This window comes from Pseudomonas sp. LPH60, assembly GCF_030718165.1.
In the GTDB taxonomy this organism is placed as follows: domain Bacteria; phylum Pseudomonadota; class Gammaproteobacteria; order Pseudomonadales; family Pseudomonadaceae; genus Aquipseudomonas; species Aquipseudomonas danubii.
The window spans coordinates 360,208-386,555 of sequence record NZ_JAVAJH010000006.1 but is presented as its reverse complement, the minus strand read 5'-3'; the positions used below and the strand labels follow the sequence as shown (position 1 = coordinate 386,555).

The 26,348-nt window shown below is 66.3% G+C and carries 2 protein-coding genes (1 of these 2 running past the window's edge); both read right to left on the bottom strand.

Annotated features, from left to right (window positions below):
- Window positions 1-11,394, bottom strand: the 5' portion of a protein-coding gene (locus Q8O96_RS22870; protein WP_305949452.1) for an SDR family NAD(P)-dependent oxidoreductase. The gene continues 759 nt to the left of window position 1, outside the view; the window shows 11,394 of its 12,153 coding nt (coding positions 1-11,394); the start codon lies at window positions 11,392-11,394; its stop codon lies beyond the left edge, outside the window.
- Window positions 11,391-26,330 (bottom strand): SDR family NAD(P)-dependent oxidoreductase, encoded by a 14,940-nt coding sequence (locus Q8O96_RS22865; protein WP_305949451.1) that lies wholly within the window; start codon window positions 26,328-26,330, stop codon window positions 11,391-11,393. Before Q8O96_RS22865 ends, Q8O96_RS22870 begins: the two co-directional genes overlap by 4 nt.
- Between the last annotated feature and the right edge of the window lie 18 nt (window positions 26,331-26,348).

Genomic DNA, 26,348 nt, shown 5'->3' with positions numbered 1-26,348 from the left:
TTGATGCTGCAGTTGCAGCAGCACCTTGGTCAGCTGGGAGATCCCCGAGGCGGCCTCAAGGTGACCGATGTTCGACTTCAGCGTGCCCAGCGCGCAGCTGCCCGGCGCCAGTTCGGCAAAGACTTTTTTCAACGCTGCCACTTCAATCGGGTCGCCGAGTTCCGAACCATTGGCCGCCGCTTCCACGTAGTTGATCTGCGCCGGCTGCAAGCCTGCGCGCTGGATGGTCTGGGCGATCAGGCGGGCTTGCTGGCGGGTATTGGGGGCCGAGTACTGCAGCTTGCCGCCACCATGATTGACGCCGGTGCTCTTGATCACCCCATGGATTCGGTCGCCATCGGCCACGGCCGCTGCCAATGGTTTGAGCAGCACGGCGCCGGCTCCCTCCCCCGGCAGCATGCCGTCGCTCTGGCCAAAGCCGCGACACGATTGGCCACTGCCCAGCAGATTGGCCAGCTTGAGGGTCTGGTAGCGGGACGGATCGAGGATCAGGTTGACGCCACCGGCCATGGCCATCGCGCATTCGCCCTGCAACAGACTCTGGCAAGCCAGATGAATCGCCGACATGGAACTGGCGCATGCGCTGTTGACCGCCAGGCTCGGGCCCTTGAGATCGAACGCGTGGGAAATCCGGTTGGGCAACTGCCAGTCGGTGACATTGGCCTTGATCGCCGCCTGTGCAGCTGGGTCCTCGCGCAGCGAGGACGGGTTGTACATCGAGCCGATGAACACCCCGATGGCCTGCGTGTCGTCCTGCTGGAACCGGGCCAGGGCATCGCTGTTGTAACCGGCGCTCTCGAAGGTCAGCCAGGCTACTTCGAGCATCTGCCGCAGCGGCGGCGAGCAGTGCTGCGCCTCGGCGTCGGAAATCGCGAACAGCTGGTGATCAAAGGCCTCGACCTGGTCCAGGAAGCCGCCGTAGTAGCGTTGATCGCCATTCAAGGCCGCTGACCAACGCTGAGCGCCAGCCTCGCTGATACAGTCGCGACCGTTGCGCAGGTTGTCCCAGAACCCGTCCAGATCAGCCGCCATCGGATAGCGCCCATTGACCCCGATAATCGCGATGTCGCGGCTCCCAGCCCGAGGCTCGACCCTGCCTGAGGCATGCGGCGCGGGCCGCAGCTGGGTGTGACCACGGGCCGGCAGCGGCACCTCGGCCCGTGCCAGCGGTGCCGGGCGTTCGGCCAGTTGCGGGGCAAAATGACGGGTCAGCGCCGGCCGGTGTTCGGCCACCAGGTAGCGGGTCAGCTGATTGATGGTGTTGTGTTCGAACAAGAGGGTGCGCGACAGATCGCCGGCGCTTTTTTCCAGCGCCTGGATCAGGCTGATCTGCAGGATGGAATCGATGCCATAGCGATCAAACGCGGTGTCGCGTTGCAAACGCTCGGGCGCCATGTTCACCAGCTTGGCCAGCACCTCGGTGATCAGTTGCCGGCAGTGTCCGGCCAGTACCTCTTCTTCCAACTCGGCCTCGGGGCCGGAGTTTGGCGCCTGGGGCGCGACCGGCAGCGGCAGCGGCGCGACGTCGACCCGGGCCGGCAGGCAGACCACGCCATCGCTAGCGGCAACGATGATCTGCTGGCCCAGGGAATGGCTGGCCGAGGCCGGAAAGGCAAGGTCCTCAAAACCTTGGTCCAGCAGCAGTTGCCGCCAACGCTCGGGGTACACACCAGGGCAGCCGGGAATGCGCAGCGCCGTGTCGTTGTGCAGCCACCAGCCTTCGAGCAGGCCGAACGTCAGGTGGGTGAACAGCGAACGGTCGCTGATTTCATTGAGCACCAGCAGCCCGCCCCGGCGCAGCGCGGTCTTGGCGTTTTGCAGGGTGCGCCGCAGGTCGGGGGTGGCGTGCAGCACATTGGTGGCGATCACCAGGTCATAGTGCTGCAGGCGGATGCCTTGCTCGGCGCAGGGTTTGCCCACATCGAAAATCGCCGTGCGCAGGTAAGGCGCCCGCGGCGCGAAATGCGTTTGGGCATGGTTCAGGAACGCCTGGGACAGGTCGGTGTAGCAGTATTCGGCAATGCCCTGCTGCCACGGGCCCAGGCTGTTTATCAGCCCCGCAGTGGTGCCGCCGGTGCCGGCGCCGATTTCCAGAATCCGCAGCGGCTGGCCGTTAGCGGCCTGACGGCGGACGACGTCGACGACCACCTGGCCCAGCACGGCATTGAAGTAATCGCAGACCCGATTGTTTTTGTAGATGCCCTCCACCAGGTCCATCGAGCCGTTGGGGAACATCACTGCGGTAGCCAACTGCTCACCGCGCAGAATGCCCGGCAACGCCCGGACAAAGGTCTGCAGCAGTTGCACTTGCGCCTGCAGGTCGGCGTCTTGGCACCATTGTTCACTGGCCAGCTGCCATTGCGCCGACAACGCCGCCTGATCAGGCAGGGCCGACAACAACCGCCCCTGCTCATCGATATCAGCGTTTTGCACCAACCAATCCAGACTTTCGCGCAGCCAGCGGCGATAGAACGGCTGGGCCCGCAGATTGGCCGCCACCGCCGGATCGGCCGCGATCCGTTGCTCGGTCAGCGGCCCGCCGGCGGCCAGGGCGCCGAGGCAGGCGAAGATGTGAGCCAGCAACAGCCGGTTCATATCGTTGGCCGCCGGATGATGTTGCGGCGCCGGGCCCGCGCCCTGGGCAACCTGCACCCAGTCGGCGCCCGCCAGTTCGGCTTGCGCCGGGTAGCAATCGAGCTGCCAGTGGCCGTTGATGCCGGCAATCGCCCGGGGCTCCAGCAACTTGACCAGTCCCAATTGCGGCAAGGGGCTGGCCAGCAACCGCTGCAGCGCCGCCATGCCTTCCTGGGGTTCGATGGAACCCAGGCCCTGGGCGGTCATGAGCGCCCGGTAGCCCGGATCGGCCACCACCCCCACGGAACCCCAATAACCCCAGTTGATGACCTTGACCGGGCAGCCGCCGCGCTGCCTGAGCTGGGCTGCCAAGGCATCGGTAAAGGCGCAGCCGGCGGCGTAGTTGCTCTGACCGGCAGCGCGGCTGAAGGCGATCATGGATGAGAAAAACAGCACGAAATCCAGCGCCGGGTTGTCCGCCGCGGCACAGACCTGCGCCAGGGCGCTGCTGCTCAGGCGCTTGGCATCGAACACCGCGCTGAACTGCGCTTCGTCCATCTGCGCCAGACGTCCATCGTCCAGTACCAGGGCCGAATGCACCCAGCCATTGATCGGCCCGCAGGCCTCGAGCACATGCTGCCGGGCCTGGGTCAATTGCCCGATGTCCGTGGCATCGGCCTGGATGTACAGCGGCGGCGCGGCGTTGTGTTGCCGGGCCAACCGTGCCAGTTGCTCCAATGAGTGCTTGATCCTGTCGTCAGCGGTGCGGCGGCCGAGCCAGACCACCCGGGCCCGCCAATGGCTGATCAGATGCCGGGTCCACACTTGGCCAATGCCTCCGGCGCCGCCGATCACCACATACACGCCACCTTCGCGGTACTGCACCGCGCCCGCTTCGACCGGCTCGCGCTCGGCCAGTGGCAGCAAGCGTTGGCAGAACCATTGGCCGTCACGCCAGGCCAGGCATTCCCCGGCCACTTCGGGCTCAGGCAGCGTCTGTGGCAGTGCCTGGCCGTGGGCCGGCAGGTCCATCAGTTCCACCCGCCACAGCGTTTGCTCCTTGGCCAGGGATCCGGCCAGCCCGTGGCAGGCGGCCTGTTCCGGCGCCAGGGGTTCATCGCGGTGCACGGCAACACTGGTGTTGAAGATCAGTTGCAGCTGCAAGGCCTGTTGCGCAAACCCCGACTGCAGCAGGGCCTTGATCAAGCGGAACAGCATCAGCGTGCTCTGCTGCGCCGGAGCCAGCCAGATCAGGCGCTGGAACGGTGCACAAGCGGCCAGTTGAGCACTGAGCGCCTCAAGGGTGGACGCCTGGGTCGGCATGAACTGAATCTGTGGATGCAGCCCGGCCAACCAGTCGCGCTGATCACTGGACGCACCAATGGCCAGCGTCGGCAAGGCTTGCATCACCTTGGCCGGGCTGTCGGCGATCAGCCATTGCGGGGCCAGCAGGCTCAAGCCTGCCGGCAGCACGGGCTCGCTGTCCTGCGCCAGCGGCTGTCCGCGGCCATCGCGCATGGGCCGGGAACTGAAACCGCGCAGCGACACGGCCACCTGGCCCTGGGCGTCGCACAGTTGGATGTCGATCCGCTGCACCGCGCTGCCCGGGTGACGGCTGTCGAGGCTGATCAGTGCCCACATCTGCGCTTGGCACCGGGCAAACACCTGCACGTGCTCAAGGGCGAAAGGCAGCAGCGTCTGGCCTGTGCCCTGGTGGTCTTGCAACAGACCGATGGAGGCCTGGACCGCCGAATCGAGCATGCCCGGATGCAACACCCAATCCCCCGCAAAACCCTCTGCCGCCAGCTCCAGGCGGGCCAGCACCCTGCCCTCGCCCAACCACAGCTGGGACACACCGCGATGGCCAGGGCCGTAGTCAATGCCCATCGCCGCAAACAGCGGATACAGCTCGTGCGCTTCCAGGCTGCGCTGCCAGGACGCCGCGCACAGCGTGGCCAGATCCAGCGCCGGCACCTGGGCTGCGGCAATCACCTGGGCACTGCCCTTGCAGTGTTCAAGCACCCCGCCCTCGGCGTCCGAATAAATCCTGAAGTCGATCTTGTGCTGCTCCAGTGTCAGTGCGACATGCAGCTCGCTGTGCTCCGCTGTCGGCGTATAGGGCGTCAACCAGACGACGTTGTTCAATTGCAGCGTGCCGCTCTGCGCTGCCTGCCGATCCAGCGAGCGCTCCACCGCGGCCCGGGCCATTTCCAGATAGCCGACGCCGGGCATGGTGTTGCACTGGTTGACCCGATGGTCGACGAACCAGCCCTCGTCGCCCTGCCAGCGGCTGCTGAAACGCTGCTGGTAGAAGTCCGAGGTGTTGCGCTCAAGCATCGGGTGCAGCCACGCCGCCGGCGCCCCACGGCCGGGCACTGCAGCGCCGGCCAGGTCTGTGACCCAGTGGCGCTCCTGGGCGAAGGGATAGCCCGGCAGACTCAGGCGCCGCAGCGGGCGATTGCTTGGATAGAGCTGACGCCAGTCGATCTGCAGGCCCTGCACCCACAGTTCCAGCAACTTGGGGTACTTGCGTTTGTCGATCCAGGCCGCCAGTGCACCGGCCATGTCCTCGTCCTGGCGAAACAGTGCCAGCGCCGGGTTGTCGCTCTCGGAGACGCCGCGATACAGGGCTTTGCCGGTCGCCGCAAAGTCATCGAGCTGGCGTTGCAGATCGCTCAGGGAATCGCTCAACAGCGCCACCCGCTCCTGCATCGCGTCGCGGCCCACTTGCAGGGTATAAGCCAGATCATCGAGGTAGGCCTGGCTTTCGAGCGGCTCCTGATGCGCTCGTGCGCCGATGAACGCTGCCAGGCGACGGGCAGCCTCACGCAGCCGCTCCGGGGTTCTGGCCGACAGCACAAACGCCCGCGCGCCGGTTGCCAGCAGCGGGCGCTCCACCTGCGGTGCGCGGTACTCCTCCAGCAGGACATGGGCATTGGCACCGCCAAAACCGAAGGAGCTGACCCCCGCCCGCCGCGGCAGTTGGTTGCCCTGGCGGTCCTGGATGGCCGCCCATGGACGATTGTGCTGCACCACGTAAAACGGGCTGTTGTCGAGTTCGATGTAAGGGTTGAGCTGTTCACAATGCAGGCTCTTGAACAGGGTCTTGTGCTTGAGTTGCAACAGCACCTTGATCACCCCGGCGATCCCGGCCGCCAGCTCCAGGTGCCCCATGTTCGACTTCACCGAGCCTACGCCGCAGTAGCCCTGCGCCAACGCCTCGTTGCCCAGCTCTTGGTTGAGTTCGCGGAAAGCCATTTTCAGGCCGTTGATTTCAATCGGGTCGCCCAACTCGGTGCCGGTGCCATGGGCCTCGATGTAGCCGACGCTGCGCGGATCGACGCCGGCCTTGCGGTAGGCCGACTTCAACAGCTCGGCCTGGGCCCGCGGGTTGGGCGCCGTCAGTGAGTTGGCCTTGCCGCCGTGGTTTTCCGCGGTGCTGCGGATCAGCGCGTAGATGTTGTCGCCATCGGCCTCGGCCTGGGCCCGTTTTTTCAGCACGATCATCCCCACGCCTTCGCCACGGGCATAGCCGTTGGCCTGGGCCGAAAAGGTCTTGCTGCGCCCGTCCAGGGCCAACATCCCGGCCTTGCTGAAGCTGATTTGCGCCTCGGGGGCGATCAGGGTGTTGACCCCACCGACCACCGCCATGGCGCAGTCGCCACTGTGGATCGCCTGAACGGCGCGGTGGATCGCCACCAGGGACGAGGAACAGGCGGTTTCCACGGGCTCGCTCGGGCCGTGAAAATCCAGCAGGAAGCTCATGCGGTTGGGGCCGACCGAAGGCACCATCGCCGTGGCGCTGTAGCCCTCCACCGGTATCCCGGCCTTGGCAATCAGGCTGCTGTAGCCGGTCACGCCGGTGCCGACGAAGATCCCGGTGTCACTGCCCGCCAGATCGGCGCTGGCGTAGCCCGCGTCTTCAATGGCCAGCCAGACATAGGTCATCAGCAGCCGCTGCTGCGGGTCCATCAACTGCGCTTCCCGTGGCGAAATGGCGAAGAACAGCGGGTCGAAGTGATCGACGCCGTGGATGAAACCGCCCCACTTGACGTTGGTCTTGTCGACTTCGCGATGGGGATCGCCGTAGTACTCGCGCCAGTCCCAACGGTTGGCGGGAATCTCGCTGATGCAGTCGCGCCCGTCCTTGAGGTTATGGAAAAACTGCTCGACGTCCTCGGCCATGGGAAAGCGGCCACTGATACCGATCACCGCGATCTCGTCATCGATGCGGTTTGCCGGTGGCGTTTGCCTGACTCCGCTGACGCCGTCCCCTGGCCCCGGGGCCATCGTTGGCAGCGCTTGCTGCCGGGGCTGGGCCGCGGCGGCTGGCGCTGCGCTGGCCTGCGGCGCGAATCGTGGAGCCAGCGCCGCCTGATGCTCGCGCTCCAGGTACGCGCAGAAACGGCCGACTGTGGCGTGTTCGAAAAAGATCGTCGGCGCCAGGTTGAGTCGCCATTGCTGTTTCAGGGTATTGGCCAGGGTGGTCAGGCTGATCGAGTCGAAGCCGTATTGGCTGAACTCGACATCCAGACGGATATCGCCAGCGGGAATCTTCATCTGCGCCGACACCTGTTCGATCAGCGCCCGCTGCAAGGCTTCAGTCAGCGGCGCCGCCTGCTGCGCTGCAGCCGACAACGATGCCGGCTGCGCTGAGAGCGCTTGTGGCTGTGGCTCCGGCATTGCCGCGGCGGTGGCCGCGTTGACCAGCGCGGTCATCGGCTCGCGCCGGCCGTGCATCACCAGCACCTGGGGCAAGGCCAGCGCCACGCACTGGCGCAAGGCGTGAATCCCGGCGTTGCTCGGCATGGCCACCATGCCGGTGCTCTGGGCCATGTGCTGCGCGGTGGCGGCATCGACCTGCATGCCGCCCTCTTTCCACAGCGGCCAGTTGATCGCCAGGCTCTGGCCCTGGCGCAGGCCCTGGGCGGTGAGCTGTTGGCGGTAAGCGGCGTAGTGATCGACAAAGGCGTTGGCGGCCGCGTAGTCCGCCTGGCCGACGTTGCCGACGACACCGGTCCCGGAGGAAAAGCAGATCCAGAAATCCAGCGCCAGCCCAGCGCTGGCAAGGTCCAGGTTGCGGCTGCCGGCGACCTTGGCCGCCAGCACCTGGCGCAGTTCGTCATCCTGCTTGTTGATCAGCAGGCTGTCGCGGATCACCCCGGCGCAGTGCAGCACGCCGTCGAGGCCGTGGTGCTCGGCGACAATCCCGTCGATCAACCGCTGTACCGCCTGGGCGTCGCTGACATCCAGCGACTGGTAGTGAACCCGGTTGCGGCCCGCATCAATCCCGGCCAAGCCGTCTGCGACCAATGCCGAGCGGCCGGTGAGAATCAGCGTGGCGTCGCTGACACGGGCAGCGATGGCCTGGGCAAACAGCCGGCCGAGGCCGCCGAGGCCACCGGTAATCAGGTACACCCCGCGGTCCTTCCACGGCGCGTCGATCGCCAGGTCGACCGGCGGGCATGGCCGCCAGCACTGAACCTGGCGCCGGCCTTCCCGGTAGCGGATGGCGACATCGCCGGCGGCGATATTTTCCGCCAGCCGTTGTGCCAGTGACGATGGTTGATCCAGCTCGATCAGTTGGCCGCGCACCTGCGGCGCCTCCAGCTGCAAGCTGCGCAGCATTGCCGCCAGGCCGCCGCTCATCCGCTCGCCGCGCGGGTTATGCACCGCCAGCTGGAGCAGGCGGCGTCCGCCACCGCCGGCCAGCAGCCCGCGGATCTGCTGCAACAGCGCCAGGGCCAGCTGTTGATAGTCCACCGCGCAGTCCTGATCGGGAGCCTCCAGCACCGTGCACTGGCAAGCGCCGTCCTGGGTGCTCAGTTGCTGCTGCACCTGGGCGGCCAACTGCGGATCAAAGCCACTGAGCAGGATCAGGCGCTGGCCAAGGATTGGCGCGGGCAGCGTCGGAGCCGCCTGTTCCAGCCACTGGGGCTGGAACAACAGGGTTTCCAGCAACTCAGGCTCGGCGCCTGGTGCTTCGCTCGGGGCGCTCAGCACCCTTGAAGTAAAGCCCTGCATCAAGACGCAGAGCGTGCCTTGGGCATCGAACAGCTCGATGTTCAAACGCTGCAAGCCGCTATCGGCCTGCTGATCGTCGCGGCGTTCGGCGTAGCTGACCCGAGCCCACATCCGTTCGCTGCAGGGTTGCAGAATCTGCAAGCCTTCCAGGGCAAACGGCAGGGTTGGTCGGGTCAACGGCGGCAAGTGCTGCCGCTGGTCCTCACTCAGCACCACGTCGGCCCCCAGACTCAGGGCGATGGCCGCTTGCAGCGCCGAGTCCATGAGCGACGGATGCAGCACATAGTCCTCAAGGCCATCGCGCTGACAGGCGGGCAATCGCAGTTGCGCCAGCACTTCACCCTGCCCGAGGTGCACCGACTCCAGGCCCTGATAGGCCGGGCCGTGGGCAAAGCTCATGGCCCGGTAGGCCTCGTAACACTGCTCGGCGCTCAACTGGCCGCCGTTCATCCGCGCCTTGAGCGCCGCCAGATCCACCTGCCGGGCTGGCGGCGAAGTGAAAGCGGCCAGGCCCTGGCTGTGCAGCAACGCCTCTGCAGTGGCTTGTCCGGTGAGCGGATCGAGTTCGCGGCTGGAGATCTCGAAGCGGATCGCCCCGTCCTCATCCTGGATCAGTTCGATATCCACCTGGCGCGGCTGGGCGCCGACGATCAAGGGCCGCAGCCACACCACCTGAGTCAGGGTTGGCTGTTGCCCTGGCGTGGCCATCGCCACCGCCGCCCGGGCCATTTCCAGATGGGCGACACCAGGGAAAATCCGTTGCCCGCCCACCACGTGCTGCTTGAGGAAAAACTCCTCGCCATCAAAGCGGCTGGTAAAGCGCTGACGCTGCAGGTCCGAGGTGTTGCGCGCCAGGAATGGATGCAACTGGCGCGGGCCGCAAGAGCCTTCGGCGCTGACCGTGCCCGCCGCCGCGCCCCGTTGCGCCGGCGCTATCCAGAAATTCTGCCGGGCAAAGGGATAGACCGGCACGTGCACTCGGCGGGCGTCGCCCCGGTGTTGGCGATTGAAGCTGTCCCAGTCGAGCTTGCCTCCCGCGGCCCAGGCTTGAGCCAGGGCTTGCAGGCGCTGTGGCTCGGCGCTGTCCGGCAGCTCGATGTCGCCCCCCTCTGCGGTGTCGATCTGCCCGCAATAGACGTCGCGGGAGGCGTGGCCGTCCAGCCAGTCATTGAGTTGCTGGCGCAGTTGCTCCTTGTCCGAGCAGAGGATGATCAAGCGGTGGGCCTGGGCCTGCCGCCCGGTTTGCAGGGTGTACGCCAGATCCACCAAGCGCAGCGCCGGATCTCGCAGGGCCTGGCGCACACGCCGGGCATAGCGCTTGAGGCTGTCGGCGGTGCGTGCCGACAACGGCAGCAGGCACAGGCGCGGCTCGTGGCCGAGCGGCGCGGCCGCAGGCTTAGGGGCTTGTCGGATGACCATGTGCACGTTGGTGCCGCTGTGGCCAAAGGAGTTGAGCGCCGCCATTTTCGGCGCCTCGGCCAGCCATTCCCGGGGCTCGGGGTGGATATGGAACGCCGAGCCCGCCAGTTCGATCCGCGGGTTGAGCTGCTGGAAATTCAACAGCCCCGGCAACTGGCCATGCTTCATCGACAGCAGGATCTTGATCAGGCTGACCACCCCGGCCGCCGCCGACGCATGGCCGATGTGCGCCTTGGCGCTGCCCAGGGCGCAATAGCCGGTGTCGGTGGTGAACTGACGGAACGCCCGGACCAGGGCATTGACCTCCACCGGATCACCCAGGGGCGTGCCGGTGCCATGGGCCTCGACGTAGCTGATCTGCCGGGGATCGATGGCAAAACGCCGATACAGCTCGCAGATCAAGCGCTCCTGGGCCTGGCCACTGGGGGCGGTTATGCCGTTGCTGGCACCGTCCTGGTTCATTCCCGAGGCGCAAATCACCCCGTAGATCGGGTCGCCATCGGCCAGGGCCTGGGAAAGACGCTTGAGGGTCACCATGCCCACCGCCTCGGACAGCACAATGCCGTCGCTGCGCTGATCGAAGGTATGGCAGCGCCCGGTGGGCGAAAGCATGTCCATTTGCGCCAGGCTGATCAGCCCGGGTTCGCCCAGGGTGGCGAAGACCCCTCCGGCCAGGGCCAGATCGGCTTGCTGGTTGCGCAGGCTTTCACAGGCCAGGTGGATGGCCGTGGCCGAGGATGAGCAACCGGTGTTGACCACCAGCGCCGGCCCCTTGAAATCCAGGAAGTAGGACAGCCGCGAGGCAATGATCGCGTCGGAGGCGCCGATGAAGGTTTCGTGGAAATAGCCGGTCGGCTCCGCCCCGACAAAGATGCCCACCGCCTGGTCGCGAAAGCTTTTCGGGTTGTAGCCGGCGTCTTCCAGGGCCTTCCAGCTCTCCTGCAGGATCAGCCGCTGATGGGGGTTCATCGACTCCGCATCCCGGGGCGAGATGTTGAAGAACAGCGGGTCGAAGTCGTCGCGCTCGGCCAGCACACCGCCCCATTTGCAGTAGGTCTTGCCGGGCTGGCGCTCGGCCGAATAGCTGCGTTGCAGGTCCAGGTAACGCTCGCCCAACTCGACCACGCCATCGGCGCCGGTGCTCAGGTTGTGCCAGAAGCGTTCGACGTTCTCGGCGCCGGGAAACTGCCCCGACATGCCGATCACGGCAATGTCGTCGTGCAGCTGCGGCGGCACCGTCGCAGGTGTTTCGGCACGGGCCTCGGTGCAGGTTTCGGCGCTGGCCTTGAGCTGTTGCAGCAGTTGCCGGGCCTGTTCAGCGCTGATCTGGCGCTGTTGCAGCCGGGCGATGATGGAGTGAAATGCTTGGCTGCTCATGATTGTCCTTTACCGGCCGTAGCCTGGGCTGCGTCGTGGTGTGCGCTAGTGCTGTGGTTGACCAGTTGCAGCAATTCATCGATGGCCAGTTCTCCGCAGAGAAAGGCCGCTTCCAGTTGCCCCACCGATGGCGCCGGTTCGCTTGCCGCCGCTGGCGCGGCATCACCGCCCAAGGCCGCGCACTGCGCCGGGTATTGAGCGAGCAGGTAATCCACCAGGCTCTCCAGCGATGGGTAGTCGAACAGCAAGGCGGTGTTGAGCTCGATGCCCAGGGCCGCGCCGATGTGGCTGACAAAGCTCACGCCCAGGATCGAATCGATGCCGTAGTCGGCAAACGGCTGATCCACCTGAATCCGCCCCGGTTCCAGCTGCAGGGTCTTGGCCAGGCCGTCCAGCGCCAACGCGGTCAGCGCCCCGCGGCCGCCGCCATTGGCTGCAAGCGCCGATGACAGGGGCTCGGAGGTCACAGTCGCGGCCAGTGGCCGTGTGGCAAGCGGCACAGGTTGGGGCTGGCGCTGGGGCTTTTCGTCGGGCACGAACAGCGCCGCCGGGGCCACGCCGTTGCGCTGCGCCACGACGATCTGCTGGCCAAGGCCGTGGGCGCATTGCGCCGGAAAGGCCACGCTGTGGAAACCGCTCTCGCCCAGCACCCGGGCCCAGCTCTGCGGGTACAGGGCCGGGGTGCCGGGGATGCGCAGTTCGGGGTCTTCGTACAGCCACCAGCCCTTGAGCAAGCCGAACGTCAGGTGAGCGAACAGCGACCGGTCACTGATTTCATTGAGCAGCACGATGCCGTCGCGCCGCAGCAATGCCGCGGCATGGGCCAGGGTGCGACGAATGCTGCCGGTGGCGTGCAGCACATTGGCGGCAATCACGATGTCATAGCCGCCCAGTTCCAGGCCTTGGGCCTGCGGCGGCTGTTCGACGTTCCAAAGCTGATAAGTGAGGAACGGGTTGGCCGCACCGTAAGTGTTCCTGGCGTACATCAGGAACGCCTGGGAGATGTCGCTGTAGCAATATTCAGCCATCCGTTCGCGCCAGGGCTGCAGCGCCGGCAGCACGATGGAACTGGTGCCGCCGGTGCCCGCACCGATTTCCAGAATGCGGATCTGCCGTTGCGGCTCACGGATCGACAGCCCCTCCAGGTGCTGTTGCACCACCCCGGCGACCACCTGATTGAAGTAGTCGGACAAGGCGTTGTGACGATAAACCCCTTCGACTTTGTGCATCGAACCCTGGGGGAACATCACGTCGGTGGCCTGGGTCCGTGCGCCGAGTATGGCCGGCAGCTGTTGCAGGCAAGCATCGACCAGTTCTACCTGGGCCTTGCGTTGTGGCTCGGCGAGCAACTGATCCCTGAGCTGGCACCAGTGCTGCTCCAGTGCCTGCAGATCCACCGGCGCGGTCAGTGCGACCTGCGTGCCACGGCGTTCCAGCAGTCCCTGCTGTTGCAGCATTTCCAGGCTGGTGGCCCACCAGCGAGCGTACTGCTCGCCGATACCCGCCTGGCGCCGCAGCCCGTCACTGTCGGCGAACTGCCCCGGCTGGCTGAACAGGCCCATGCGACACAGCTGCACCAGGGTCATGGCCGCCATGGCACGGTCAAACGGCGCCGGGTCATGGGCCGCAAGCAACGGCGCCGCCGCCTGGCGATAACGCTCGAAGCCGTCGTCCGCCGCGTGCCCGGCGCTCTGGCCCAGGACGATGGGCTCAGGTTGCAACTGCATCAACTGCTGGACCGGCGCCGAGGCGGCCATGCACAGCAGCTGATGGAGCTGGCCCTGGCTCAGGGCATCGATAAAGCGGGCAAAGCACTCGAAACCCTCGCGGTCCTGCAGAGCCCCGGCGTGGCGGCTCATGGGTTGCGCCGTCGGGTCCGCGGCCTGTTGTTCGGTCAGCGATGACAGCCAAAACCCCCAATTGATCGCCCCCACCGGGAACGCCGCCTGTTGTCGCAGGCTGCGCACCAGGGTGTCGCCGAAGGTGATGCCCGCGGCATAGGCGCCCAGCCGCGCCGCACCCGAGAAGGCAAAGCTCTGCCCGGAGGAGAAGTAGCACATGAAATCCAGCGGTTCATCGGCCAGGGCCCGGTAGAACTCGATGCCGCCCCGGCTTTTCACCTGCAGGATGGCGTCGAACTGCGCCTCGGGGATGCGGGTGATCGGGTCTTCATGGTTGAACACCACGGCGGAGAAAATCGCCCCGTTGATCGCCCCATGGTGCTGTTTGATCCAGGCCACGGCCCGTTGCAGCGAGGCCGGATCGTTGGCGTCGGCTTGCAGGTAGTGCAACTGCGACGGCTGCACGCTGCCCTGAGCCCGTTGCACACAGCTGGCGAGCCGCTGCTGCACCTTGGGGTCGTCGGCGCTGCTGCGGCCGAGCCAGATGACCCGGGCCTGATAATCGGCCAGCAGATAACGACTGATAATGCTGCCCACCGTGCCGCTGCCGCCGAGAATCACATAGACGCCCCCCTGCTTGAGCGCCGGGGTGACAAAACCGCCGTCGACTGCCGAGGGTTGCGCTTGCCAGCTCAACCTGAAAAGGCGCTGGCGATAGGCCTTGCCGTCCCGCAGGGCCAACACCTCTCCCCGAGCCAACCCGGCCTCACTCTGCAACTGGTGCAACAAGCGCGGGCGGCGTCGGCTGTCGGCCAGCTCGCGGCTGGCGACATCCAGGTTGCGCACCCGGAACCGGTGTTCGCCCTGGGCAATCGCATAGGCCATGCCCGTCAGGCCGCCCCCCATGGCACTCACCGCCTCGCCACTGATGTCGAAGTTGTCCTGGCTGATGATGTAACTGTCGATGGCCTGGCAAGGGCTGTGCTGCTTGAGCCATTTGATCAAGCGCAGCAGCAGGATTTCGTGGTTCTGCGGGCTGTCGAGCTGCGCTTGCCAGTCGGCGGCCGCGGCGTGGCCAGCGAAGAAATACAGGCAATCGATGGCCGGCACCGCACCCAGGCATTGCTCCAGCGCTTGCGGATCAGTGGCATCCAGCGCCCAGTGATCCGCTGCCAGACAGGCCGTGTGCCTGCCCGGTTCCAGGCGTATCACCCGGCCGGCGCCGGTGGCAAAACCGGCGCTGAGCAGGTAGTTCGCGGTGATCGCCTCCGCCACCGGCCGCAGCGCAGCCTCGGCGACAATCAGCACGCAGCGCTGTTGCACAGGCGCGGGCTCGACGCTCGACGCTTCAGCGCCCTGCTCCACGGCCTGCCAGCGCGCCAGGTAGCTCAGGCCATCACTGGCTGCGGCAGCCGGCGCCGGGGCCGCTGGCGTATGCGTGACCGCGCTGGCCCCAGGCTGCACAGCCGGCAACCAGTACCTTTCCCGGGCAAAGGGGTAGACCGGCGCGCTGATCCGGTACGGCAGCGCTCCGCTGCGCCGGGCCTGCAGCAGCGACCAGTCGATGACCGCGCCCTTGACCCACGACTGCAGCAACTGGTGCAACTGGCCGCTCTCGACCCACTGCCTGACCTGCGTGGCCGCTTCGGCATCGGCCTGGGCCGCCGGGCGCTTGCCCTGCAGGTCGCCGCGATGAAAATCGGCATCCGCCGTGGTGTCGTGGTCGATAAAGCGGCGCAGCCGGGTCGCCAGCGTGGCGACACTATCAACGATCAGTCCAAGCCGCGCCGCCATCATTTCCCGACCCTGCTGCAGGGTGTACGCCAGGTTTGCCAGGTCGGCACCCGACAGCCCCGGACGTGCCTCTATATAGGCCAGCAGGGCCTGGGCGTAGTCCCGCAGGCGGTCCGCGTCGCGGGCGGAAAGCAGGATCACTTCGGCGTCACTGGCGTGCGGTATCGGCCGGTATTCGTCGTGTTCCTGAAGCAGCACATGGGCGTTGGCGCCGCCAGCACCAAAGGATGAGACCCCGGCGATCCGCGGTCCGGCGTTGGCCGGATGCCAATCGTCCAGGGTCTGCTGCAGGTAAAACGGCGTGGCGTCCAGCCGCAGGTTGGGGTTGAGGGTGGCCGCGTGCAGGCTTGGCACCAGTTGCCGATGCTTGAGCTGCAGAATCACCTTGCTGACCCCGGCGATCCCGGCAGCAGCCTCCAGATGGCCAATGTTGGCCTTGACCGAACCCAGCGCGCAGTGGCCCAGGGCTACATGGTCAAGGGCAAAGGCCTGGGTCAGGCCGCTGACTTCAATCGGGTCGCCCAGCTCGGTGCCGGTGCCATGGGCTTCGATGTAGCTGATCTGGCTGGCGTCGAGCCCGGCCTGATCGATGGCCAGGCGGATCACCTTGGCCTGGGCCTGGGGGTTGGGCACGGTGTAACCGTTGGTTTTACCGCCATGATTGACCGCCACGGCGCGGATCACCCCGTGGATGTTGTCGCGGTCCGCCAGGGCCTGGGACAAGGGCTTGAGCAATAAGGAACCGACGCCCTCGCCCGGCACGAAGCCATTGCCGCCTTCACCGAAGCTGCGGCAGCGACCATCCTTGGAAAGCATCTGCCCGGCGCTCAACTCAACGTAATTGGAGGGGTGCAGGTACAGATTGACGCCGCCGGCAAAGGCCATGCGGCACTCGCCGCGGCGCAGGCTTTCACAGGCCCGGTGCAGCGCGGTCAACGACGACGAACACATGGTGTCCACCGGCTCGCTCGGTCCGTTGAGGTCCAGAACGTAGGAAACCCGATTGGCGGTGGAGCCGAACGAGGTGCGCGGAAAGACCAGTTGCCCCTGCTCGCGCAGCGCCGGCCCGTAAAGGCCGTAACCGGTCTTGGTGATCCCGGCAAAGACCCCGACATTGCCCTGATACTTCGTCGCCAGATCCGCCTTGGTGATCCCGGCATCTTCCAGGGACTGCCAGCAGGACTGCAGGAACAGCCGCTCCTGGGGGTCCATGTTGACCGCCTCACGGGGCGAGATATTGAAGAACAGCGGATCGAAATCGGCAAAACCGTCGATAAGACCGCCCCACTTGCTGTAGCTGCGAGCCTGCTTCAGGGCCTCGGCGACCGAGTCCACGTAGAAGCCTTCAAGCGGCCAGCGCTGCGGCGCGATCTCGGTGATGCTGTCGCGCCCCGCCTTGAGGTTGCGCCAGTATTCGTCGAGGTTGGCGGCCTGGGGATAACGCCCGCTGATGCCGATGATGGCGATGGGTTCGGCGCCGGCCATGGCCATCGACGCAGGCACTGGGCTGGCCTGGCCAACGGCCGGCGCCGCGATTGGCGCCTCCTCGGCCAGGCCGCTCCATATCAGGCAGGCACGCTGATGTTCGGCCACCAGGTAGGCGCTCAGGGCGTCGAGGCTGGGGTACTCGAAAAACAGCGTTTTCGACAACAGGCGCTCGGCCGGACGCAACTGCGTCATCGCCGAGAACCGCTCCTCCAGCGCTCGGTTGAGGCGAATGATCATGATCGAGTCGATGCCGTAATGCTCCAGCGGGGCGTCGCATTCGACCCGGGCCGGCGGCAGCTTGGTGACGGCGCAGAACACCGCCTTGAGGCGTTCCAGAACCGCCGCCGACAACTGCGCAGGGTCAACCGTCACCCCGGGCAAGCCAGGCGCCGGTGGTGCTTCGACCGGCTCAGCAGCGCCAAACTGACCACGAATCTGCGCCAGATCCCCTTCGATCACCAACAGCCGCGCCAGGCCGGCGCTTAGCCCCAGTTGCAACGCCTGGATGCCATGCACCGACTGCATCGGCGCCATGCCGGTCTGTTGGCGGATGTGCGCCTGGTCGGCGCCGCTGATCTGCATGCCGCCATCGCGCCAGAGGGGAAAGTTGAGCGACAGCGTGTGGCCGAAGCGCAGGCCCTGCTCGACGCGCAGGTTGCGCAGCTCGGCAAACTGATCGATGAACGCGTTGGCCGCGGCGTAATCGGCCTGCCCGACGCTGCCAAGCACCGCCGAACAGGATGAAAACAGCACGAAAAAGTCCAGGTACAACCGGCGGCAGGCGCGGTCCAGCAGATCGGTGCCTAGCACTTTGGCGGCAAACACCTCCACCACGTCCTGCGGGGTTTTCTGGGCCAGCAGCCGATCGCGGTTGATCCCGGCGGCATGGAGCACGCCGTCGAGGCCTCCGTGGGCCGTGCAGATCTGTGCGATCAGCCGCTCCAGCCCTTGGCCGTCGGTCAGGTCCAGTGGCTGGTAAACCACCGCGGCGCCCAGGTCGCGAATGGCCTGCAACTGCGCCTGCTGGCGTGAATCAAGGTGCGAGCGGCCAACCAGAATCAGGGTGACATCCCGGCATTGCTCGGCAATCGTCCGGGCAAAGATCAGCCCCAGGCCACCCGCGCCGCCGGTAATCAGGTACACCCCGCGGTCTTTCCATAGGGGGCGATCGCTTGTGCGACCGGCGGCGACATCGTCCGCCAGCTCTTGCCACTGCAGTTCCTGGTGCTGGCCTTGCAGGTCGAGGCGCTGCAACACCGAGCGGGCGCGCAGACGGCGGGCACCCAGTAGCCCAGGCAACAGGGCCAGTTGCGCGGCCGCCAACGGCTGCTCGTCCTCGGTGTTGACCAGCAGGCACCTGGCACTGAGGGCCGGTTGTTCCAGGCAGGCGCTTTTGAGCAGGCCTTCGAGGCCGGCGTACAGACGGTCCTCCGGTGTTTGTTCGGCGATCATCAGCTCCAGGTGAACCCGGCCCTTGAGGGCCTGCAAACGCCGCAGCAGCGCAATCGCCAGCGCCTGATAACAGGCTGCCGGGCCGCTGTTGGCGCACGCCAGCACCTCGCCGCTGATGCCTGCGGCGGCGCTCAGGGCTTGCAACTGTGCCACTTGGGCGTCGTTGAAGCCGACCCACAGCAGCAAAGACTGGCCCCGCTCAGCACTTGCATCAGCGCCGCTACTGAGCGGCTCCTGCCACACCGGACGCGCCAGAAACAGCCCGGTGGCAGGCGACTCCAGCCGCTGCGCCACGGCGGGCTGGACCAGGGGAGTCGGCGTCTGCTCGGCCCAGTAGCGCTCCTTGGCAAACTGGTACCCCGGCAGATGAATACGCCGGGCCGAACCGGCCGGCCACAGGGCCGCCCAGTCAATAGAGCCGCCGGCAAGCCAGTCCCGAGCCAATCGCCCGCTGTCGTCGCTGGCCATCGCCGGGGTGTCGCCGTTGGCCAGCCGGGTCAGTTGCGTGCGCAACTGGTCCAGGTCGCTGACGACCAACGCGGCCCTCACCGCCATCGGTTCCCTGGCGGTCTGCAAGGTAAAGGCAATATGGCTCAGTGGCGCTTCGCTCCTGTCCAGCCAGCGCGCCAGGGCGCGGACGTTGTCGCCCAGGCTTTCGACGGTTTTGGCCGACAGCACTATGACCCGGCTGACAACGTCTGCTGCGGTACTGGGCACAGGGGGCGGCAGCTCCGGGTATTCGGCAATCACCAGGTGTGCGTTGGTGCCGCTATGGCCAAAGGAATTGAGCGCCGCGACCCGTCGCTGGCCGCCACTGGCTTGCCAGGCCTGTGCTTGGCGGTTGATGTAGAACGGTGAGTGTTCGAGCTCGATCAGCGGGTTGATCCGCTCAAACCCCGGCATGGCCGGCAAGGTGCGGTGGCGGATCGACAGCAGCACCTTGATCAGGCCGATCACACCGGCTGCGGCGGCGGCATGGCCGAGGTTGGCCTTGGCGCTGCCCAGCACGCAGTAGCCCTGGGCGTCGGTGAAACCGCGGAACGCCCGGATCAACGCATTGGCCTCGACCGGGTCCCCCAGGCGGGTGCCGGTGCCATGGGCTTCGACATAGCTGATGTGCCCGGGGTCGACACCAAACCTGCGCCAGGTGTCGCGCAGCAGTTGCTCTTGTGCATCGCCGTTGGGCGCGGTGATGCCGTTGCTGACCCCGTCCTGGTTGACTCCCGAGGCCTCGATGACCGCGTAGATCGGGTCGCCCTCGGCTTCGGCGTCTTCCAGGCGCTTGAGCACGACCATGGCGACCCCCTCGGAAATCACCGTGCCGTCGGCGGCGGCATCGAAGGCGTGGCACTGGCCGCTGGGGCTGAGCATGTCGATGGCCGACAGGCTGATCAGCCCCCGTTGGTCCAGCAATGCATAGACCCCGCCCGCCAGGGCCATGCGGCTTTCACCGTGGCGCAGGCTTTCACAGGCCTGGTGGATCGCCACCGCCGAGGACGAGCAACCGGTGTTGACCACCATGGCCGGGCCCTTGAGGTCGAGGAAGTAGGACAGTCGCGAGGCGATGATGGCCTCGGAGCTGCCGGTAAAGGAGTCATGGTGATAGCCACCGGGCTCGGCACCGACGTACAGGCTGACCGCCTGCCCCGTCAGTGTCATCGGGTTGTACCCGGCATCTTCCAGCGCCTTCCAGCTTTCCTGCAGCACCAGGCGCTGATGGGGCGTCATGGATTCGGCTTCGTGGGGCGTGAGGTTGAAGAACAGCGGATCGAAGCAGTCGCGGTCCTTGAGGATGCCGGCGCGATTGCAATAGCTCTTGCCCGGCTGCCGGTCGGCGCTGTAGGCCTCGGGTTGCAGGTAGTCCGGCCCCAGCGCCTGGACGCTGTGCTGTCCGGCCAGCAGGTTGTCCCACAGGGCGTCGACGTCAGCGGCGCCGGGAAACTGCCCGGCCATGCCGATCACGGCAATCGCACCGAGTCCGCTGCGCCCGGGCTGGCTCGCGGCTTGATTGCCCGCCAGTGCTGCGGCCAGTACCGGGTTGCTCGGTACGGCTGGCGGGACGGCTGGCGCCTCCCCTGCCTGTTCGCTGCTCGCCTCGCTGTTCGGGATTGCCGCCAGCGCCTGCGCGATCTGCGGGCCGTGGGCCTGTTGCAGGTAATGCTGGAGCTTGCTCACGGTGGCGTGCTCGAACAGCAGCGCGCTGTTGAGCTTGATCTGCAGCTGCTGGCCCAGCTGCTTGATGAAGCCGACCCCGAGAATCGAGTCGACGCCGTAGTCGGAAAACGGCGTACGCAGGCCGATGCTCTGCTCATCGGCCTTGAGGGTCCGGGCCAGGGCCTGGATGATCACCTGCTGCAATCTGTCGGCAACAGGTGCTGCAGTGGCTGTCGCGCTTACAGGATGCTCGTTCAATCCAGACTCCTTGTCTTCTGCGGCGGTACTCGGCAGCGGTGGCGCAACGCTGTGCAGGGTCAGGGCGTCGCCATGGGCGGTGATGATCTGTTGGCCCAGGGCGAGTGGTTCCGGCAGATGCAGATCGACCTGTTCAAAGCCGCTGCTCCACAGCAACTCAAGCCAGGTCTGCTCGGCGATCAGGGGCGAGCCGGGGATGCGCACCCCGGGGTCCTCGTACAGCCACCAGCCATCGAGCAGGCCGAAGGTCACGGTGGCGGCGCAGGTCTTGCGGTTCAGTTCGTTCAACGCCAGCAGGCCGCCGCTGCGCAACAACGAACGGACATGGGCCAGGGTGTGGCGCATGTTGGCGGTGGCGTGCAGCACATTGGTGGCCACGACAATGTCATACCCCTGGCGGTTGCCGGGGGGCTGGCTGATGTCGAGGATTTGCGTGGTGAAGTAAGGCCGGCCGGCGGCGAAGCTGGCGTGCCCGTGCTGCAGGAAGGCGTGGGAAAGATCGCTGTAACAGTATTCACCCAGGTGCTCGGCCCAAGGTTCCAGCGCGGCCAGCAAGGGCGCTGTGGTGCCACCGGTGCCCGCGCCGATTTCCAGGATGCGCAGCGGCCGCCCGGGTTCGGCTGCGACCAGCCGTTGCACCTGTGCGCTGACCCGCGAGGCCAGTTGCGCGTTGAAAAAGTCCGACAGGCTGTTGTGCTTGTAGATGCCCTCGACCTGGTCCATCGAGCCGTCCGGAAACAGCAGGTCCGTGGCCTGGATCTGCCCCGTCAGGATCTGCGGCAGGTGCATCAGGCACGCGTCGACCAGGGTCACTTGAGCCCGGCGCTCGGGGTCTGCCAGGTAGTGCTCGCACTGGGTTTTCCAGGCCGCGAGGATCGCCGCATGCCGTGAGCGGGCAATCGGCGTGGCCACCCCAAGGCCTTGGCCTTGCTGGCGCAGGTAGCCGTGCTCCAGCAGAATCGCCAGGCATTCCTGCCACCAGCGGCGGTAGCGCTCGCCGATACCCGCCTGCTGGCGCCAGAGCTCGGCGCTCTGCACCTCGGGGCTGGTGAAGATCCCCAGGGTCTGCAACTGGACCAACAGCAGCACGGCAATCGATTGATCGAGCATTTGCGGGTCAAACAGCTGCTGCAAGCGCTCATGCTCGGCAGGCTGCAGTTCGCCCCCCGGCAACCTGGCACTGGCCAGCGCTCCGGGCTCCAGGCGCCCTTGCAGGCCCTCGGGCACGGCCATCAACTGACGCACGGCCGGCGAGGCCTTGATGCACAGCAAGCGGCGCAGCGAGCTGCCGGCCAAATGCGCGACAAAACGGCTGAAACAGGTAAACCCCTGGTCATCATCCAGGGCATCCAGGTGCTCGCTGACCGCCTGCGCCTGCAGCGAGGCGCGCCAGAACCCCCAGTTGATCACCCCCACAGGAAAGCGCGCGCGCGGGCCAATGGCCTCGGCAAAGGCGTCGGCAAAGGTGATGCCACAGGCATAGGCCGAGAGCTTGGCCGCGCCGGAAAAGGCAAAGCCCTGCCCGGAGGAGAAATAGCAGAGAAAATCCAGCGCCTGCCCGGCCAGCGCCTGATAGAAATTCAGGCTGCCACGGCTCTTGATCTCGAGAATGTGCTGAAACTGCGCCTCGCTGCTGTGTTGGATGCTGTTCTCGAAGTCGAAGACCATGGCGCAAAACACCGCACCATTGATGCGTCCATAGCGCTGATTGACCAGGGCCACGGCCTGCTGCAATTGCACCAGGTCGGTGCCATCGACCTGCAGGTAATCGACCCGACCGCGCCACTGCTCGTGCCCCAGGCTCTGCTGCAGTTGCGGACTGTCGGCGGCCTTGCGCCCGAGCCAGATCACCCGGGCCTGATAGTGCTCGATCAACTGACGGCTGATCACCTGACCGATCACACCGCTGCCGCCGAGAATCAGATAGACCCCGTTGTGTTGCAGCGCCGAGGCACTGCCGCGGTTCGCCGGCAGCGCCAACGGAATCAACTGCTGGACAAAGCGCTCGCCCCGGCTGAGCTTGATCGGTTCGCCGCGCTGGGACGCCGGCTCGGCGAGGATCTGTGCCAGCAGGCGTTGACGGCTGTCCGGGGTTTCCAGCTCGTCGCGGTTGAGGTCCAGGTTGCGCAGGTGCACCCGGTGCTCGCTCTGGGCCAGCGCATACCCCAGGCCGGCCATGCCCGCGCCCAGCGGATTGCCCCGTTGTGGTGCCCCGGCAAAGGCGTAGCGGCCAAACGACAACAGGAAACAGTCGATGCCGTGACCCGCTGGCATTTGGCTCGGCAACGCCTTGAACAGCCGCAGCAGCGGCAACTCGTGGTGTTGCAGGCTGTCGGCGAGCGCCGCCGGCGACAGTTCGTCGGCGCTTTGCCCGCTGATCACCAGCAACTGCGCCACCGGGCCCAGTGCCGCCAGAATCGTTGCCCAGCCAGCCGGATCAGCAGCACTGCAGCGCCAGTGGTCCGCCGCCAGTTGCGCCGTAGTGCCCAGGGTGCAATCGATCCGCAGCACCTGGCGGCGGTCCTGATAGTGCTCGGTCAGCGCCGCCAACAGCCCCTCGCTGGCAGCGGCAGACTCACCCAGCGTGACCAGCAGCACCGCGCCGGTGCCTGGCGCCTGAGCCTGTTCGTCGGCACTTTGCGCCTGCCAGCGAGGCAGGTAGCAGCAGCCGTTCAGATCTTGGTCCGAGGGTTCTGCACTGCGGACCTCATGGGCGGGCGGATGTGCCAGCCCGGGCATCCAGTAGCTGTTTCGGGCAAAGGGATAACCCGGCAGGCTGATCCGCAGCGGGCGCCGGTAGGCGTCGTGTCGGTAGAGCCTGGGCCAATCGACGACTGCGCCTGCGACCCACGCCGCGGCCAGTTCGCGCAGTTGCTGGTGCTGCAACCATTGCTCGATCAGCTGCGTGCCCGGCTCCTCCAGCGTCTCGTCATAGGGGTCGCTGTGCCCCTGCAACACCTGCTCTTGGGTTTCGCCTGCCAGCCATTGCGCCAGCCGACGCTGCAGCTCGGCGAGCGAATCGACCTGCAGCGCCAAGCGCTCGGCCATGGCTTCGCGGCCGACTTGCAGGGTCCACGCCAGATCGGCCAGGGCCACCTGTTGTGCGTCTTGTGTGGCGAGAAAGTCCTGCAAGCGCGTCACCGCTTGCCTCAGGCGCTGCTGGTCGCGGGCCGACAGCAGGATCAGCCAGGGGCCGGGCATGGCCGGGCGCGAGTCGGGGCTGGCGAGGTGTTCTTCAACGATCAGCGACGCATTGGCACCACCGGCGCCGAACGAGGAAATCGCCGCAATACGGGGCTCGCCCTGGGTGCTCCAGGGCGCCAGTTGCTGTTGCAGGCGAAACGGGCTGTGGGCGAAATCGATCTTCGGGTTGGGCTGTGCCGCATGCAGCGACGGCACCAACTGGCGGTGCTGCAATTGCAGCAGCACCTTGCTCAGGCCAGCGATGCCGGCGGCACTTTCGCAGTGACCGATATTGCTTTTGATCGAGCCAATGGCGCAGGAAGCGCCATCGCTGCTGGCAAAGACCCGGCTCAGGCCGCTGATCTCAATCGGATCGCCCAGCGCGGTGCCGGTGCCATGGGCCTCGATGTAGCTGATCTGCCGGGCATTGACCTCCGCCCGCGCCAGGGCTTTTTCCAGCACACGCTGTTGAGCCCCGGCGCTGGGGACGGTGTAGCCGTTGGTCTTGCCACCGGCGTTGATCGCCCCGCCACGAATCACCGCATAGATCCGGTCGCCATCGGCCAGGGCCCGCTCCAGCGGCTTGAGCAGCACCGCACCCACACCTTCGGCGTCGACAAAGCCGTCGGCATCATCGGCAAAGGCCCGGCAGTGTTCGCCGCGCGACAGCATCATCATTTCGCACAGGCCGAGGTAGTGCTGCGGGTTGACGATCAGGTTGATGCCCCCGGCGATGGCCAGATCGCAGCTGCCACTGATCAGGCTCTCGACAGCCAGGTGGATGGCGGTCAGCGATGACGAGCAGGCACTGTCGAGCGCCAGGCTCGGGCCCTGCAGATCCAGCTGATAAGACACCCGGTTGGCAATCGACCAGTAATTGCTGATGGGGTTGTAGCTGCCGTTCATGACGCCGACAAATACCCCGACCTCGCCCTGTTGATGCAAGGTTGCCGGGTTGTAGCCTGCGTCTTCGATGCTGTGGTAGGCGACTTGCAGGAACAACCGCTCCTGGGGGTCCATCCGTTCGGCTTCGGTGCGCGAAATGCGGAAAAACGCCGCATCAAACTGATCGATGCCCTCGATGAAGCCGCCCCAGCGCGTGTAAAGGTGCCCGGGCTGCCCCTTCTCGGCCGAGAAATAGCGCTGCCAGTCCCAGCGTTCTTCGGGGATTTCGCCAATGGCGCAATGACCGCCCGCCAGATTGCGCCACAAGTCGCTCATCGATTGCGCCCCTGGATAGCGGCCGTCGAGACCGATAATCGCGATAGAGCCGCCCGCGCCCTGCTCCCGGGCCTTGGCGCTGCTGTGCGGTGTGCTGGCGGGTGCCTGCGGCGCGGGCTGTTCGGCCTCGGGCTGGCCCAACAGCCGCTGAAGTTCTTCGCCACGCTGCTGGATAAAGTGCTCGGTCAGCGCCGCCAGGGTCGGGACTTCAAAAAACAGTGCGCTGTCCACGGCGGCAAAGTGCTCACTGAAGGCATGGGTCAGCCGCACCACCAGAATCGAGTCCAGGCCATAGTCTTCCAGTGGCCGCGACAGGCTCATCTTGTCGGCCGGGATCTTCAGCGTGGCGCTGACCAGATGGCGCAGGAAATCGGCGACCCGACGCCGCCAAGCGTCCGCGCTGCTCTGATCCGGGCCTGGGCTGAAGGTTTCCCGGGGCGCGCGGGCGTCAGTCGTCGCCGGCACCGGCCGCTGCTGGCCGACGACCGGCTGACGGACGATGCCGTCGCTCTCGGCGAGGATGATTTGCTGGCCCTGGGCATGGGCCTGCCGGGCCGGGAACAGCACCGGGCTGAATCCCTCTTGCTCCAGCACCGCCTGCCACCCCGCCGGCGACAATCCAGGGCAACCGGGCAGCCGCAGAGGGCCATCGCGATACAGCCACCAGCCTTCGAGCAGGCCGAAGCTCAGGTGGGTGAACAACGACGCCTCGCTGATTTCGTTGAGCATCAGCAAACCGCCCTTGCAAAGCAGGGCCTTGGCATTGCGCAAGGTCTGGCGGATGTCGGGGGTGGCGTGCAGCACATTGGTCGCCACCACCAGGTGGTAGTGATCGGTATCGATTCCCTGTTCGGCGCAAGGGCGCGAGACATCGAACAGACGGGTGTGCAGGAGCGGATGCTGGGCAGCGAACTGGTCGCTGCCGTGTTGCAGAAACGCCCGTGACAGATCGGTGTAGCAGTATTCGCCCATCTGCGAACGCCAGGGTGCCAGCGCCGCCAGCAGGCCGGCACTGGTGCCGCCGGTGCCGGCGCCGATTTCCAGGATGCGCAGCGGTTCGGCGTCCGCCGGGCGGCTTTCGATATAGGCCAGCACCGCCTCGATCAGCACCTGATTGAAATAGTCGGCAACCCGGTTGTGCTTGTAGACCCCTTCCACCAGGGACATCGAGCCATCGGGAAACAGCAGCCCGGGGGCGCTCTGCTCGCCGCGCAGCACCCCCGGCAAACCCTTGAGGCAGGCGTCGAGCAACAACGCCCTGGGCGCCAGGTCCGGGTCCTGGCGCCATCCGGACAAAGCTTCATCCCACTGTTGCCACAGGGCCCCGGCGTCGGCGGTTTCGACACCGGTCACATACTTGAGGCTCTCGGCCAGCCACCGCTGCAGGTAAGCCGGCGTGACAGGGCCGTGGCGAGTGGCCAGGTGTTGCAAGTCCTCGGCATGGCCAAGTCCCAGCGCCTGGAGCTGGCTCGCCAGCAGGCGGCGCGCCAGTGCATCGAGTTCACCAAAGGCGCCGGCGCTGGTCTGATGTGCGGCTGTTTGCATGCTTCAACTTCCCTGTGA

Bases quoted from the DNA above. Each gene is read 5' to 3' on its own strand.
- Q8O96_RS22865 (WP_305949451.1), bottom strand. From the start codon at position 26,330: ATGCAAACAGCCGCACATCAGACCAGCGCCGGCGCCTTTGGTGAACTC.